Origin of the sequence: Nitrosomonas sp. Is35, from assembly GCF_033063295.1 — a bacterium.
In the GTDB taxonomy this organism is placed as follows: domain Bacteria; phylum Pseudomonadota; class Gammaproteobacteria; order Burkholderiales; family Nitrosomonadaceae; genus Nitrosomonas.
Map to the genome: position 1 here is coordinate 805,420 of NZ_JAWJZH010000001.1, position 15,950 is coordinate 821,369.

A 15,950-nucleotide genomic window follows, 5' to 3' on the forward strand; every position below is an offset into this window, starting at 1 on the left:
ATGAATTAAGGATTATGGGCAAATGATAAGTGTTATGAAGACAATGAAGATTTTAGCAATAGTCATTACTTTGTTATGGATCGGTTGTGTTGGGAATACGGTGGCTGCAGAGACAGGGGAAAGTGCATTAGGACCTGGTGATGCGCTAAGAGTGTTTGTTTACGGCCATCCGGATATGACTACCGAAACGAAAGTGAGTGAGACTGGGAAAATAACATTTCCCCTTCTGGGAGAAGTCGTAGTAGATGGACTAACTCCATCAGCTGCAGAAAGAAAGATAGCAAATCTTCTGGAAAGTCGGGATATTCTGCGTAAACCGCAGGTTATGATCGTTACTGCTTCGTTACAGAGTCAGATGGTATCTGTACTTGGCAATGTTCGAAATCAGGGGCGCTACCCTATCGAAGGGAAACGCAGTCTAACAGAGATTCTTGCGATGGCAGGAGGTGTTGTTCCTGAAGGAGGAGAACTTGTTGTTCTGATTCGTGCCGATGGAAATAAATTTATTAAGGAAGTGATAGATATACAGGAGATGGTTCGTACTGGCGATCTATCGCAGGATCTAATTATACAGAGTAATGATTTTATTTATGTTGAACGAGCTCCTAGATTTTATATCTACGGTGAAGTACAACGTGCTGGGGCATATAGGCTTGAACGTAATATGACGGTGATACAAGCTCTGTCAGTAGGGGGGGGATTGACGCAGCGTGGGACGGAACGAGGATTAAAAATTCAACGTCGTGACACAGAAGGTAATTTACAGATGTTTACTCCGAGATCCAGTGACTTGGTACAGCCTGATGATGTGATCTATATCAAGGAAAGTCTGTTCTGACTTTAACTCTTGAATTTCTTATTACTAAATTTATTTAAAACAAATATTGTAACTATTAGGTTGAGACTGGGGCTTACACATGGATTTTTCTCGTTTTTTTCTTATCATATTGGCTCGGCGAAAACTGATTTTATTCACATTGATTGTTACGATATTAACAACTTTAGTTGTGAGCCTCCTTCTGCCCAAAAGCTATAAATCTACAGCTACGCTTGTCCTTACTTACAAAGGGGCTGATCCTGTAACAGGAATGGTTTCAGCAGCGCAGTTGAATCCTAGTTATTTGGCGACGCAATTAGATGTTATTAAGAGCACTAGAATTGCACTGATGGTGGTGGATCAACTTAGACTTGATCAGAACGATGTGGTAAAGAGGCAATTTGAAGAAAGTGGGAGTAATTTAGGTTTACGTGAGTGGTTGGCTGCTTTACTGCTAAAGAACTTGGATATAGAAACCTCTCGTGATAGCAGCGTGATTGGTATTAGTTATAAAGGTGCAGATCCTACATTTACTTCAATTATTGCAAATGCATTCGCGAATGCTTACCAGGAAATAAGTATTCGCCTTACGGTGGAGCCTTCGCAGAAAGCGGCAGCTTATTTTACCGATCAACTTAATTTATTACGCGAAAGACTTGAGACAGCTCAGAAAAAGCTAACTGAATATCAACAAGAAGCAGGAATCATTGATGCCGACGTTCGGCTTGATATTGAGACAAAACGTTTAAATGATCTCTCTAGTCAACTGGTATCCGCCCAAGCGGAATTGATGGGAACTGTTGCAGAACAAGATATCAAGCACCGAGGGGGCGAAAGTAGCAATATTGCTAAGAATGCAATGATCAGTAATCTCAAGTTAAATTTGTCGCAAGCCGAATCGAGATTCTCTGAAGTCTCACAAAAATTGGGTCATAATCATCCTAGTTATGCGGGTGCTAAAGCTGAGATGGAAAAATTGAGAGCTGAACTTAATAAGCATATCAGGATTACTACTGACTCTGCTGTCAGTCAGGAAAGAGAAATACGAGCGGCATTGGAAGAACAGAAAGCTAGAGTGTTAGCTCTAAATCAAGCTAGAAATGAACTGTATCTTCATTTCAAAGAAGTAGAAGGTGCTCAACAAGCCTACAATAGCGCTATGCAACGTTTAAATCAGACTAGCCTTGAAGGACAAGCTAATTTATCAAGCGTCTCCATACTGGATACGGCAAAAATCCCCGATAAAGCGGATAGTCCAAAATTGCTGTTAAACGTGGTTTTGTCTGTGATTCTAGGAACTTTACTTGGGCTGGGAATGGGTTTGCTTGCAGAGATGATTGATCGCCGTGTGCGTTCTCCTGAAGATCTTGTTGATGTGCTTCATGTACCTGTACTTGGTGTTATAAAAAAAGGAATACCAAAACAAAAACGCCTGCAATTGGGCTGGCCACGTTTAATACGATGAACTGGCCTAAGCTCAAAATATGGAGAATAAAATGAGTATTACAAGTTCCTCAGAAACCAGGAAAATTAGCGATCCCAGTTCTATCAGCGCAAATTCATCGCATATTCGGAAATTTAGTATTGGACATATCCTTTTGGATATGGGAAAAATTACACCAGTTGAAGCTGAGCGTGTGTTGCGTTTACAAAAAGAGACTGGATTGCGTTTTGGCGATGCTGCACTTAAATTAGGCTTGATTACTGAAGCTGATATACAGTTAGTTTTGGCGCAGCAATTTGACTATCCATATTTATTGCCTGGTCAGGGGAATCATCCGCCAGAATTGATCGTTGCTTATCAACCATTTGGTGCTCAAGTAGAAGTTTTTCGTGCGGTACGCAGTCAGTTAATGTTGCGTTGGTTTACTTCAGGTCATAAAGCACTTGCAGTAGTAAGTTATAACCTGGGTGATGGTGTGAGCCTATTTGCAGCAAATCTTGCGGTCGTATTTTCCCAACTTGGGGAACGTACATTACTAATAGATGCTAACTTACGTTGTCCTCAGCAGCATGAGATATTTAATTTAAGAAACAGGCAAGGACTATCCGATGTACTTGCCGGTCGAGCAAATATTTCTGAAGTAATTGCAAAAATAGATTCATTTATTGATCTTTCCGTATTACCGGCAGGAACACTCCCGCCGAATCCTTTGGAGCTTCTCAATCGGAGCTTATTTGATGAATTAAACGATCAACTTGCAAATCAGTTTGATGTGATTCTTTATGATACTTTAGCTGTTTCAAGTGGTGCCGATGCACTTGCTATTGCTGCTCGTACGGATGGAGTATTGGTAGTTGCGCATAAAAATAATACCCGGTTAAGCGATATCAATATGATTAATGAACAGCTTAAGTACAGTGGAGCCGAAGTGGTTGGTTCTGTGTTAATTGACTTTTAGAATAAAAACTATGTTCTCATTTACTCATCAACATCGTGATTTAAAGTCAGCTATTGTGGACTGGTGGCCTATCTTTCTTGGATTGTTGATTTTATATGTTCCTACTTTTTATGATCTTGCCAATGGAATATGGTCTAAAGAAGAACAAGCGCACGGGCCGATTATACTAATGCTTTCGCTTTGGTTAATGTATCGCAAATGGATGGAGATGATCAATAAAAGTGAGGGGAAATCAACTGCTTTCTTTGGATGGATAGTTTTCTTTGTGGCTCTGGTTCTTTATATTATTGGGCGTTCACAACAAATATTAGTATTTGAAATGGGTTCTTTCATATGGATACTAGCAGCTGTTATCCTTATAAAGCGGGGTTACATCGCTTTGAAAGTCATGTGGTTTCCATTGTTCTTTTTACTTTTCATGATTCCATTGCCTGGTCAAGTAGTCAGCTTGCTTACTATGCCTATGAAGATGGCAGTTTCATTTGTGGCAGAACATATTTTATTCTGGGCAGATTATCCAATAGCTAGGAATGGTGTTATCTTGCAAATTGGGCAATATCAACTCCTTGTGGCAGATGCTTGCGCTGGACTTCAAACATTGTTGACATTGGAAGCACTGGGGTTATTTTATTTGAACCTTGTGCATCATACCTCGGTATTACGCAATGTGACATTAGCTATTCTAATTGTACCTATTTCTTTTACCGCTAACGTTATTCGCGTTATCGTACTTACACTGATTACCTATCACTATGGGGATGCAGCAGGACAAGGATTCCTTCATGGTTTTGCCGACATGGTTTTGTTTATCAGTGCATTAATACTCATCCTTGGCGTCGATGCGGCGTTACAGTATTTTGTCAGAGCGCAGCCAGTTAGGGCTTCATATTCCACTATGAGTAACAGCTAGCTAATTACAATACGAAAGGATATTTAGTAAGAATATTAGACTTTGTCTGAAAATAAGGGGGGGAGATGAGAAAATCAATAATTATCAGTATTTTTTTGGGCATATTGATGGTGTCGTCAGGCGCGTTAACAAAAGCGTTGACTCCAACCAACAAGATTGCGGACCAACAAGAAAAAATTGATCTTGAAATAATGATCCCGACGGAGTTTGCAGACTGGCGTATTGATAAATCAATTATTCCGTTGCAGGTAGATGCCGATACACAAGCTATGCTTGACAAAATATACAATCAAACTTTGTCACGGACGTACGTAAACTCTTTGGGTGAACGCATTATGCTTTCTGTGGCTTACGGTGGGGATCAGAGTGACAATCTGGCGATACACAAGCCAGAAGTATGCTACTACGCTCAAGGCTTTGAGATAATGAAAACTTTTGCTGATGAATTGCTTACGCAATATGGAAAACTACCAATTAAACGCTTGTTGGCTGTTAAGGGTTATCGTAATGAACCGATTACTTATTGGGTAACTGTCGGTAATAAGGCTGTCTTACCCGGTATTGAAGAGAAATTGCAACAATTAAAGTACGGTATGACTGGAAATGTTCCAGATGGAATGTTGGTGCGCGTATCTTCTATTGATTCTGATAAAAATAAGGCCTATCAGCAACAAACCATTTTTATTCAAGACTTATTATCCTCAGTAAAAGCTAATGAACGTATAAGGTTAATAGGGACTTTCGGAGTATAGGTGATTTTATCTATAAAAAATTGTATTCATCTGATTTAGATAACAAACAGAAAATATATTTTTATATTATTGCATTGGCCAGTGTGCTAATGGCAATGTTGTTTGGTTTGTTCGCAGTAACAGCTAATCCCATCATAATCAGTTTAGCAGTTGCCCTTGTGATAGGTGCCATGCTTGTGTTGCGTCCGAACTGGATTGTATGGTGTATTTTATTGTTTGGCCTGCTGATTGTAGGTGTTCTTCCGCTTCATTTCGATTTTATTGCCTCGAAGGCTGCATGGGGTGTTTCTTTATTAGGCTTTTTTCTGATGTTTATAACTTTCTTCGGGATAGGTGCTTCCCCGAAGATGTTGAAAGATACTCCTGGATTTATCTGGATTGCTTTCGGTTTCTTGATTTATGCAATTCTTAATTCGCTTTTTCAATGGAATTCAGCAAGTGAATTTATAGGTGGTTTTAAGCGCTACTTTCAGTTATGGGGACTCTTGTTTGCGCTTTGCTGGCTTACTTTTGATGAACGGGATATTCATAGGTGGCTGGTTTTTTTTGTGATTACTGCTTTGCTGCAATTACCCTTTGCGGCTTATGAGCGCATATTTTTTGTCCCTCAACTGGAGAGCACATGGGGAAACGCGGCTGTTGATGTTGTTGCGGGAACTTTTGGAGCGCAGATGGATGGTGGGGGCGCAAGTGGAGAAATGGCTCTTTTTCTGGTTATCGTACTGGCTTTTCTATTGGCGCGCCGTATGGAAAAGTCATTATCAACAGCACGTCTTTTCATACTAATATCACTAGTGTTGTCTCCCTTGTTTCTAGGGGAAACAAAGTCTGTAGTCATAATGTTACCATTAATGTTTTTAGTACTATATCGTCGTGATATGTTTATTCGGTTGCATTATTGGTTAATGGGCTTTATCGCCGTAACATTGCTTACAACTGCTGCAGGATACTACTATTTGAGTCAATCGCATAGATCGATTGAAAAACAATTTACTGACACTCTCGATTATAATATTTATCAACGCGGTTATGGAACATTCCATCTCAATCGCACTACGGTATTGACTTTTTGGGCTGAACAGCAAGTTGCTCAACATGATCCCATTTCTTTAATATTTGGGAATGGAATCGGAAGTGCGCATTCAGCTACAAGAGGTCATGTTGCGAAGCGCTATCCATCATATGGCATCGGACTAACATCTGCTTCAACTCTTCTTTGGGAAATGGGATTGTTCGGTTTCGGCTTATTTGCTGCGATCTTCGCTTTTGCTTGGCGTTGTGCTTCTTGGCTCCAGCGCGAATCTACTGAACCTGAAGTGCGAGCCGATGCTGTTGCCATTCAGGCCGCTTTGGCATTATTTTTATTTCATCTCTTTTATCGTTCTTCCTTACTTGAATTGCCAAGTATCCAGGTCGTGTTTTCAGCATTATTGGGTTATCTGGCATGGCTGCATCGCAGGCATATTCTTGTAACATCTGATAATAAACCATGAGTGTTTCTCCTTATTCTGGTGCTGTGCTTAAGCGTAGCGCGATGCATTTTCTCTCTGGCAAAGTTGCATCGGGCTTGCTTTCATTACTTGTTCTACTAATGATGGTACGTGAACTTGCGGTGGAAGAGTATGGTGTATATGTATTTTTGGTAGCTGGAATGGAGATTGTGCTGGCTATTACGGCTCTTAGTTTGCCTTGGGTAGCGGCGCGCTACTTGCCAGAATTTCGCCTGCATGCCAATGGTAAAGTTCTAGCGGACTTCGTGTGGCAAATTCTTGCCCGCATTGCCTTATTTCTATTTGTAGGAGTGCTTTTACTATTAATGGTGTTGCCGTGGCTAATACCTGTTGAGCTTATTCGATACTTGGATGTGGCAAGACTTTATTTACTTGTGTTACTTACGGAAGGATTGGGAAGGCATATCCGGGAGAGTGCATTAGAGCCATTGCTGCAGCAAGGACAAGCCCAAATTAGTTTGGTGACACGTAATATGATTATGCTGTCATCGCTCAGTGCTGTTGTGGCTATTCAAAGTGATGTTCATCTATATCATGTAGTGTTGGCTGAAATAGTGGCATCTATCGTAGGAGTTATACTAGCGTTGCGTGGGTTGACTCGATATTTGAATGCGCATCGAGAACTCCCCGGACAAAATGATTGGCAACCACCTAACTGGTCCGAGATGTGGAGCATGGCACGCCACATGTATGTAAGTCATTTTATTACACTGACCTATAGCTCTCAGGTATTTATTTTCTTAATTCAACGTTATCTTGGTGTGGAAGCAACAGCATTGTTCGGTTTTCTTCGTAACTTATTTGAGCATATTTCGCGTTATCTACCAGCTACATTATTGTTTAGTTTGATCCGACCCAAACTGGTTGCTTCCTATGTGGCCGCAGGTGATATGATGGAATTAACAAGGAATGCTAACCTCACGGGAAAGTCAAGTCTTTTTGTTCTAATGCCAATACTGGTATTTGCCTGGTTAGCCGGAGATGATCTGGTAAGCTTGCTAAGTGGTGAAAAATTTGATCATACAGGCTATTATCTGGCAGGTTTATTGCTGGCATTGATTCCTCTCAGTCAGCGACAGATACTGGTTGCCGTTACAATTGTTAGTGATAGGAGTTATCTCTGTACCTGGGGCAGTTCGTTGAGCATGCTTGTACTGCCTCTGGCTTATTGGCTTCTCGAAGCAGGATATGGATTGTGGAGTCCTATTGTCGCAATAATTGCTAACCAAATTATATTTAATACAACTCTTATTATCGCTCTTATGCGTACTACCACATATAGGCCTGATAGTATTGGATACTTCAAGTTACTACTTGCTGCGTTGTTAGGGTTAATCTTGACGCAGCAGTTATCAATACCAGTGCATAGCAACTGGTTAGGTTTGTTCATTATGGCAATTCTGGCTGGTAGTTGCTTTTTGCTAGTGGCTTATTTTATCAAACCTTTCCATGAGGAAGAACGGGCGAGGTTAAATCGACTGTTTAACCGCAAGATATTTGTATGGTAGTGATGAGGAGATGGTTTTATCTTATTTATTGATCTGTCAAATTCTACTTTCTTTGGACCGGAGATAATTAGATAAGTTATAACAAAAAATCGAGCCAATTTTATGACCGAGAAACTATTAATAGTAAAACTAAATTGCTCTGCTATAAACATAAAAATGCCACTAGTGGTTTATGCTGCTCCAGATCTTTTAAGGTACTAGTATGTATATATACTTAAACAGAATCGCATTAATAAAGCTCTCGATTTATTTGTAAGGAGAAGATATGAAACTTTCGATTCTGATCAAAGCACTTAATGAAGAAGCCTTAATAGCGAGCTGTCTTGAAGCCGCTCTTGCAGAAACAATAAAAATTGGTGGTGAAGTAATTCTAGTTGATTCGTTATCTACTGACAGAACAGTAGAAATTGCAAAGCATTATCCTGTACGAATTATTCAATTTTCTCATAAAGCAGACTGCGGATGTGCATCTGCTGTTCAGCTTGGTTATCAGTATGCTCAAGGTGAATATCTATATGTACTTGATGGAGATATGGTATTGCAGCCTGGTTTTTTGTCAAGAGCATTGGATTATCTAGAATTTAATCCTGATGTGGCTGGTGTGGCAGGGAAGTTGTTAGATACGAACATTAATAATTGGGCTGATAAACGACGTGCTTCTGAAGCTGAAGCGCTACAACAGATAAAAGAAGTATTGGAACTTGGCGGTGGCGGTCTTTATCGCCGTAAAGCGATTGAGTCTGTTGGTTATCTTGCGCATCGTTGGCTTCCAGCCTGTGAAGAGGCTGAGCTTGGTGATCGTTTACGAACCAAGGGGTGGCGTCTTGTTCGACTTCCTGAAATAGCCATACTTCACACTGGTTACACTGAAAGTACTTCCCAGATGCTTTTTCGGCTGTGGCGAAATCGCCGATTACATGCTTATGGTATGTATCTCAGATCAGCTTTAGGGCATCCATGGTGTTGGTTAAGCGTGCGTCGAGCATGGTTTGTTTTTGCTGCACCTATGCTTCATATTTTCGCAGGAATACTAGCGGTAGCAATAATAAACTTAAAAACAATTACGGTTTTATCAGCAGTGATCGTGGCTGAGTTTCTTGTTTGGCTGAGTGGAATTGTGATGCTGGCAGTAAAAAAGAGAAACATTACTGATGCAATACTTTCCGTTTATGGATGGAACTTTTATGCTTTTGCTGCAATACTGGGTGCTATGAAATCAATTCCTGACCCGATGATGCCAATCAACGCACGAGAACTCACAAAGCGGTGATAAGCAGAGTAATATAAATTTCCATAATTCGAGAATGATGATAATTTTGTAGAGGCTTGTAACAGAAGTCTGTTGGAACTTTACATAGTATAATTTTATATTTTATTGCAAACGATATTTTGAAACATCTAATGTAAAGTTATTTCATCAACTTGAGTCGGAATGGCATCATTGGATTATCGTTAATGTGTGTATCATTTTGCGTTAATTATTTTACAGATAATTTCTTACTATGACTTCAGATCAATACGAATTCGATCCACTAAAATTTTACTCCTCATACCCAAGTAAAGTTATCGCTCGGCCAGGGTACCCTGCTCGAGCTCAATACAAAAGTACGCTATTGTGGAGCTTATATGGTAAGCAGATACTGGATGCTATTGGTGAGATCAAGACATATGCAGACATAGGCGGATGTTTCGGTTTCGGGGCAAACGCGTTAGCTTATCAAATAGCTCGCGAGCAAGCGTGCTGGCCAGATACTAAGGTTTTTGAAACATCTCCTGATTTCAGTAAGTGTGGAAAAGTATTGTTTCCGAATATTGACTATGTTAATGAAGATTTTACAAAATGGGATGGTGATCCGGAGCGATTCGATTTAGTTTCATTATTTGATGTTATTGAACATATTCCTGATCCAGAGCCATTCTTGAAAGTAGTTTCTGCTCGTACTAATTTTGCGTTGTTAAAAACTCCGATGGAAACAACAGGGGAGTGGCGTGGTTCTCGCATGCCGCAATTACAAGGCGCGCTTCACGAGGATGGACATGTGAATTTTTTTGATCCGAATCCTTATATGCAATTGCTAAAACGTAGTGGATTCGAAATTATCAAGTGGCACCTTGTACCGAGTATCGTTCCCAGAGGGGTTGCTGAATCTATCTTGATTCCAGAAGATATTCCACCTAAATCTGCTAAAAGAGAAATAGATGTAGCTAGGATGCTGCGCCGAATAATCAAGGTGCCGTTGACACTTTCTCCTTCAATTTTTCGCTATACCCGTCGTATTGTTGGTGGTGGAGATCATCTTTGTCTTGTGCGCTCAATCGGAGCGTAACTTACTAAAATAGTTAGAGATTGATGTTCCTGTGCAAAAGGGCTATGAAATTTCTATTATTTAGCCAACCGAAGTGCACTGAATACGCTGTGAATCTAGGCCTTTGAATGAAAGATAAACTAAAGAAATGGATGAAGACTTACCCGATAATTTGGGCAAGTTACTGGCGCGTGAAGCAAGAGCTGAAGCGTTTATTAATGATGAGATATTTTTTGTATGATGCGAACCATGCATATCAATTTATGTTTTGGGGTTCGCGGCATAGAAACCGGCGTAGATTGAGTGCTGAGTTACTGTTTCAATACCATAAAATAGAAAAGGGTTTGGTTATGCCTGGACCCAAGAGATTCTTTGGGATTGATCCGGTATTGGCAGTTATGGATTTACTTAAACAGTGGCGAGAGAACAATTTTGAAATAGATGATCCCATATATCTTGGGGCTGTTGAGTCTCTGATCAGCTATCATGATCTCCTGAACACTACAGGACTCGATACGGATAAGATAATTCTTCCTAAGGTGACTGAATTTCTTGAAAGTATAAGTGTTAGAAATACAGATCTAAAAACACCCTATGAATTGCCTCAGCTGGATGTAACTGGTAAGAATTCTATTGAGAGCTTTGAGAATCTGATGCACGCTAGAAGAAGTGTCCGAGATTTTAGAGCTCAGCCTGTAGACCTAACTTTAATTAAAAAGGCTGTTGAATTAGCGCAACTAAGTCCATCAGCTTGTAATCGGCAGCCATGGAAAGTCTATTTAGTTAGTGATCCTGATGATATGAAAACTTTATTATCTCATCAGAATGGTAATCGCGGTTTTGGTCATCTTGCTCCGCACGTCGCAATTATTACAGCAGATAGTCAGTGTTTCTTCGATTCAAGTGAAAGAAATGAACCATTTGTAGATGGCGGTATGTTCGCAATGAGTCTGATTCTTAGCCTGAGGGCTCAGGAAATTGCGACTTGTTGCTTAAACTGGTGTGTGCCGCCTTCAACTGATAAAACAGTACATCAGATTTTTGGAATTCCAAAATCACAAAAAATTATCATGCTATTAGCGATTGGTTATCCTAGCGATGGTGTTAGCGTTCCAAGATCGGTGAGATTTCCCGCGATACAAGTTATGGATAAGATTGCTTCGACTTATTCTTCTCCTGACAGACAAACTTGAAACCAGGCGAACTTGAAACGTTGAAGCGTAAGGATCAAATTTAAAATTAAACTCAATTTGATAGCACTTTATAAGTTTTTATGGGATTGGAATGATAAATAAATACTATTTTCTAGGTCACGAAACCCTTACCAATCGAGGTTGCGAAGCACTGTTACGCGGTATTTCCAGGACTATTCGTGAGCAATGTCCTGGTGCTGAATTTTTTGCACCAAGCTTTGACATAGAAAATGACTTAAAACAATGGAAAGATGCTAAAGAAATGGGTATAAGTTTTATTCCTGCTTATCATCTACCACTTTATGTCAGAGTTTGGGGGAAAATCGACAAATTTGTGCCTCAAATTAGGCATTTTTGGATTCCTTCCCCAAAAATACCAAACAGCATTCGCCAAAGTTTCCGAGGACCTGTTGCCGGTATTATGACGGGGGGAGATGTTTTGTCTCTTGACTATGGAGTACCTTCTCTCATTAAATTTATAGGGCAGGCCGAGACCTTTATGGCCGAGGGACACAAATTATTTTTGTGGGCTGCATCAGTCGGGCCATTTGAGTCGCAACCTGAAGTTGAAAAGCATGTAATTCGGCACCTTGCTAAATACTCCGGTATCTCAGTGCGTGAAACATCAACCCGGAATTATCTGGATGGATTAGGTTTGCGTAATGTAAAATTGGTTGCGGATCCTGCTTTTGTCATGATACCTGAGCCTTGGGATATCTCGGCTATATTACCTGCCTCACCTTGTGAAGGATTTCTCGGATTTAATATTAGTCCGCTCATCAAAAGATTCCGTACGGACGATGCTCATGTGTCCGAAATGGAATTAGAAGTAGTAGGTTTTCTGCGAGATGTGATAAAGAAGACGGATCTGTCGATAGTGCTGATACCTCATGTCGATGGTGCTAACAGCAGTGAATGGAATAGTGATTATCTCTATATGAAGCGGCTGATCGCGCGCATTGATTTGCCGCCAGAAATAATTACTGCTCGTATCAGCTTAGCGCCACGCGATATGAATGCTGTACAGACGAAGTATCTAATTTCACAGTGCCGGTTTTTTATTGGTGCACGAACGCATGCAACCATCGCTGCGTGGTCTACTCTCGTCCCTACTATTTCTATCGCTTACAGTATCAAAGCTATTGGGTTAAATACTGATCTTTTTGGTGACTTGAGATATGTATTGGAGACTTCCAAGCTTTCTAGAATGGCACTTTGGGAGTCGCTGGAGAAATTGCGTACAGACGAACAAAATATCAGGAAGTTGCTGGAGCAACGTATTCCAGAATGGCAACAGCGAGCCCGGTTAGCCGGTATGGAGGTATTCGGTTAATTTTTGCTACCTACTAGCACATTAATCACTCTGAAATGCATTAGCGTGACGGCATTTAACGAAATCAATATTTTTTACTCTCGCGGACTTGACAGTGAATACTATAATATTAGTTGGACCTTCATTAGAAGCTGTAAGTGGTGTTAGTACCCATCTGATTCAACTCTTTAACTCTTCTCTGGCTAACGAGTTTTATCTTTTACATTTTCAGGTCGGAAGTGAGGGTCAAAAAGAGTCAGTAATATCTAAGTTAAAGCGGTTTTTATTCAGTCCAATTCAGTTCTTCTGGCGATTGATTCGGGAAAAACCGCATATTGTTCATTTGAATACTTCACTGGTACCAAAAAGCTTTTGGCGAGATATCGCTTACTTGTTTGTCGCACGAATCATGGGTAAAAAAATCGTGTATCAAGTACATGGTGGCGACTTGCCACAAGTATTTTTTAAGAATAACTGGGTACTAACTAATCTTCTTAAGTTAGTTTTAAGTTCTACAGATGTTGTAGTGTTGCTGGGACAGGAAGAGTTGCGTGCGTATCGTGATTTTGAGCCAAGCTTGCGTTTAGAATTGATTCCTAATGCTATCGAAATAAGTGCTGATCCTCAATGGAAAAAAATTCCAACTTCTCGGGATCAATTATTGCGATTGGTTTATGTTGGTCGGTTAGCCGAGAATAAAGGCATCTTTGAAATTGTTGAGGCACTAAAAATTTTATTTAGCCAAGGTAAGAATGTCAGCTTGGTTATTGCAGGAAGCGGACCCGATGAGGATAGGTTACGTACATGTGTAAAAGGTCTTGGACTCAGTGATTATGTCAGTTTTGTGGGGGCAGTTTTTGGTGAGGAAAAGAAACGGATATGGGAGGCAGCAGACCTATTTGTTTTTCCCACATACCACCGAGAAGGTTTACCTTATTCTTTGTTGGAAAGTATGGCTGCTCGTACTCCACCCGTGATTAGTCCCGTTGGCGCTATTCCCGATGTAATGGAAGATGGTGTACATGGCGCATTTGTTTCCTCCCAAAATCCAGAATCACTGGCTGCAACCATCGAACGCCTAGATAATGATAGAGCATTAATTTGTCGCATGGGTGAAGCAGGTAGGCAGCGCATAGAAGATTATTATACGGTTACCAGACTGGAAGGAGATTTTCGCCGTATATACGATAATTTAATAAACTGAATATAACTCTTTCAATACGCAAAGGCGGTCTAATGTGTGGTATCACTGGCTTTATCGGGTCACTGGCAAATATTAATTCAAGCGCCGTGCTGCGCAGCATGTCGGCAGCAATTATACATCGCGGACCGGATGACGATGGATTTCTTGAAACTACTACGCGTGACGGCCGCCATCGGATGGGTCTGGCTCATCGCCGTCTCTCCATTATTGATCTTTCTACGGGCCATCAACCCATGGGCAATGAAGATGGCACAGTCCAAGTCATATTCAACGGTGAGATTTACAATTTCCATTCATTGCGTGATCAATTAATTGCACTGGGTCATCATTTCGTAACCAACTCCGACACAGAAACCATTGTCCATGCCTATGAACAATGGGGAGAGCGTTGTGTTGAATATTTCCGTGGCATGTTTGCCTTTGCCATTTGGGATAGTCACAAAGAACGCCTGTTTTTGGCTCGTGATCGCTTTGGCAAGAAACCGATGTTTCTGTGCGAGACCCACGGTGTTTTGTTGTTTGCTTCCGAGATCAAATCCATTCTGGCTTTTCCCGGAGTCCATGCGGAAGTTGATACGGGAGCGGTATGGGATTATTTTGCCTATCGTTATGTTCCAGCTCCCGCTACATTGTTTCGCGGCATTCGCAAGCTGATGCCGGGTTGCTATGCTATTTGGGAAAAAGGAATATTGACTGAAACATGCTATTACCGGCCTCCGGATCGGGAAGTGTTTGTTAATTCTCCTTTACCGGCCGATCCGGTGGGAGCTTTTCTCGATATACTCGATCAAGCCGTCAATATCCGCATGATCGCGGATGTTCCGTTCGGAGCGTTTCTATCTGGCGGTATTGATTCTTCAGCAATTGTTGGCCTCATGTCGCGTCATTCCGCGCAACCCGTCAAAACTTTCTCTGTAGGATTTGCCGAAGCCCGCTACAGTGAATTAAGCTATGCTAAAACCATCGCGGAACAATTCAAAACCGATCATCATGAATTGGTGGTTTCACAAGAGCACTTGATGCAACATTTGCCAGACTTGGTGCGTTTCCGTGATGCTCCCGTGGCCGAACCATCGGATATTCCGATTTATCTTCTGGCAAAAGAGGCGCGAAAAACGGTCAAAATGGTGCTGACCGGCGAAGGCTCGGATGAATTTTTGGGAGGATATCCCAAGCATGTCTACGAACGCTACGCCGGATGGTACCAAACGATACCGGGTACTGTGCGTCGCGGCTTACTTGAACCGTTGGTGCAATCGCTGCCGTATCGTTTCCGGCGAGCTAAGACGGCCATCGTTAATTTGGGGTTGGATCATTTCGAAGAACGTATGCCACGCTGGTTTGGCGCTTTGTCAGATGCGGAACGTAAAAATTTGGTTACACTGTCTCAGCCAGTTAATCGTGCTGGTGAAGTGCAATTTGATACTTCCCCTGCGAATAGTTCTTTGCGCCGTATTCTTTACTTTGATCAGACGAGTTGGTTGCCGGATAACTTGCTTGAACGTGGGGACCGGATGACGATGGCTGCTTCCCTGGAAGCGCGGATGCCTTTTATGGATCATGAATTGGCCGCGTTTGTGTCCAGTCTACCGGACAAATACCGGGTGCGCGGACATACCACGAAGTGGATACTCCGTGAAGCGATGAAACGATTGCTCCCGTCGGCCATTTTGCAGCGTCCGAAAGTAGGTTTTCGCGTACCGGTCAATGAATGGTTCCAAGGCCCTATGCGAGAGTATCTCTATGAACATTTGAAAAGTTCTACATCATTGACTCGGGAGTATTACCGGCCTGCGATGCTGGATAAAGTTCTGACCGATCATATGTCGGGCCGTCAAAACCACGAAAAACTGTTGTGGAGTATGCTTAATCTCGAGATCTGGCATCGTCAGTATCTGAAATAATGTTGTCATTGTTTTTCAGAGATAAGTTTTAAATGGCATTGCAAGAATAAATTCTATCGATGTTTCTGAAGTCAATTTTTAGATTTATTTTCATTCAAGAGCATCAGCTGAGAAAGTAAAATAATTATTTC

The 15,950-nt window shown here is 41.3% G+C and carries 13 protein-coding genes; all 13 read left to right on the plus strand.

Annotated features, from left to right (window positions below; genetic code table 11):
* Positions 1-34: 34 nt before the first annotated feature.
* Positions 35-838, plus strand: coding sequence for a polysaccharide export protein EpsE (gene epsE / locus R2083_RS03620; RefSeq protein ID WP_317530117.1), 804 nt, complete (start codon positions 35-37; stop codon positions 836-838).
* A gap of 79 nt (positions 839-917) precedes the next feature.
* Complete coding sequence (gene epsF / locus R2083_RS03625) at positions 918-2,282, plus strand: chain length determinant protein EpsF (protein WP_317537550.1); 1,365 nt, start codon at positions 918-920, stop codon at positions 2,280-2,282.
* A gap of 31 nt (positions 2,283-2,313) precedes the next feature.
* Positions 2,314-3,219: a chain length determinant protein tyrosine kinase EpsG gene (gene epsG, locus R2083_RS03630; RefSeq protein WP_317537551.1), complete on the plus strand. Its 906-nt coding sequence runs from the start codon at positions 2,314-2,316 to the stop codon at positions 3,217-3,219.
* A 10-nt stretch (positions 3,220-3,229) separates the two neighbouring features.
* Positions 3,230-4,129: an exosortase B gene (gene xrtB / locus R2083_RS03635; RefSeq protein ID WP_317537552.1), complete on the plus strand. Its 900-nt coding sequence runs from the start codon at positions 3,230-3,232 to the stop codon at positions 4,127-4,129.
* A gap of 65 nt (positions 4,130-4,194) precedes the next feature.
* A complete protein-coding gene (gene epsI, locus R2083_RS03640) occupies positions 4,195-4,881 on the plus strand; it encodes an exosortase-associated protein EpsI, B-type (RefSeq protein ID WP_317530121.1) in 687 nt (228 codons plus the stop codon).
* A gap of 20 nt (positions 4,882-4,901) precedes the next feature.
* Positions 4,902-6,374, plus strand: a complete 1,473-nt coding sequence (locus R2083_RS03645; protein ID WP_317537553.1) for a hypothetical protein — start codon at positions 4,902-4,904, stop codon at positions 6,372-6,374.
* Entirely contained in the window at positions 6,371-7,900 is a 1,530-nt protein-coding gene (locus R2083_RS03650; protein WP_317537554.1) for a hypothetical protein, read from the plus strand. Before R2083_RS03645 ends, R2083_RS03650 begins: the two co-directional genes overlap by 4 nt.
* 265 nt (positions 7,901-8,165) lie before the next feature.
* Positions 8,166-9,170: a glycosyltransferase gene (locus R2083_RS03655; protein ID WP_317537555.1), complete on the plus strand. Its 1,005-nt coding sequence runs from the start codon at positions 8,166-8,168 to the stop codon at positions 9,168-9,170.
* A 232-nt stretch (positions 9,171-9,402) separates the two neighbouring features.
* Complete coding sequence (locus R2083_RS03660) at positions 9,403-10,227, plus strand: class I SAM-dependent methyltransferase (protein WP_317537556.1); 825 nt, start codon at positions 9,403-9,405, stop codon at positions 10,225-10,227.
* A 107-nt stretch (positions 10,228-10,334) separates the two neighbouring features.
* Entirely contained in the window at positions 10,335-11,399 is a 1,065-nt protein-coding gene (locus R2083_RS03665) for a nitroreductase family protein (RefSeq protein ID WP_317537557.1), read from the plus strand.
* Positions 11,400-11,490: 91 nt separating this feature from the next.
* Positions 11,491-12,732: a polysaccharide pyruvyl transferase family protein gene (locus R2083_RS03670; protein WP_317537558.1), complete on the plus strand. Its 1,242-nt coding sequence runs from the start codon at positions 11,491-11,493 to the stop codon at positions 12,730-12,732.
* Positions 12,733-12,826: 94 nt separating this feature from the next.
* Complete coding sequence (locus R2083_RS03675) at positions 12,827-13,915, plus strand: glycosyltransferase family 4 protein (protein ID WP_317537559.1); 1,089 nt, start codon at positions 12,827-12,829, stop codon at positions 13,913-13,915.
* A gap of 32 nt (positions 13,916-13,947) precedes the next feature.
* Positions 13,948-15,819, plus strand: coding sequence for an asparagine synthase (glutamine-hydrolyzing) (gene asnB / locus R2083_RS03680; protein ID WP_317537560.1), 1,872 nt, complete (start codon positions 13,948-13,950; stop codon positions 15,817-15,819).
* Positions 15,820-15,950: the final 131 nt, after the last annotated feature.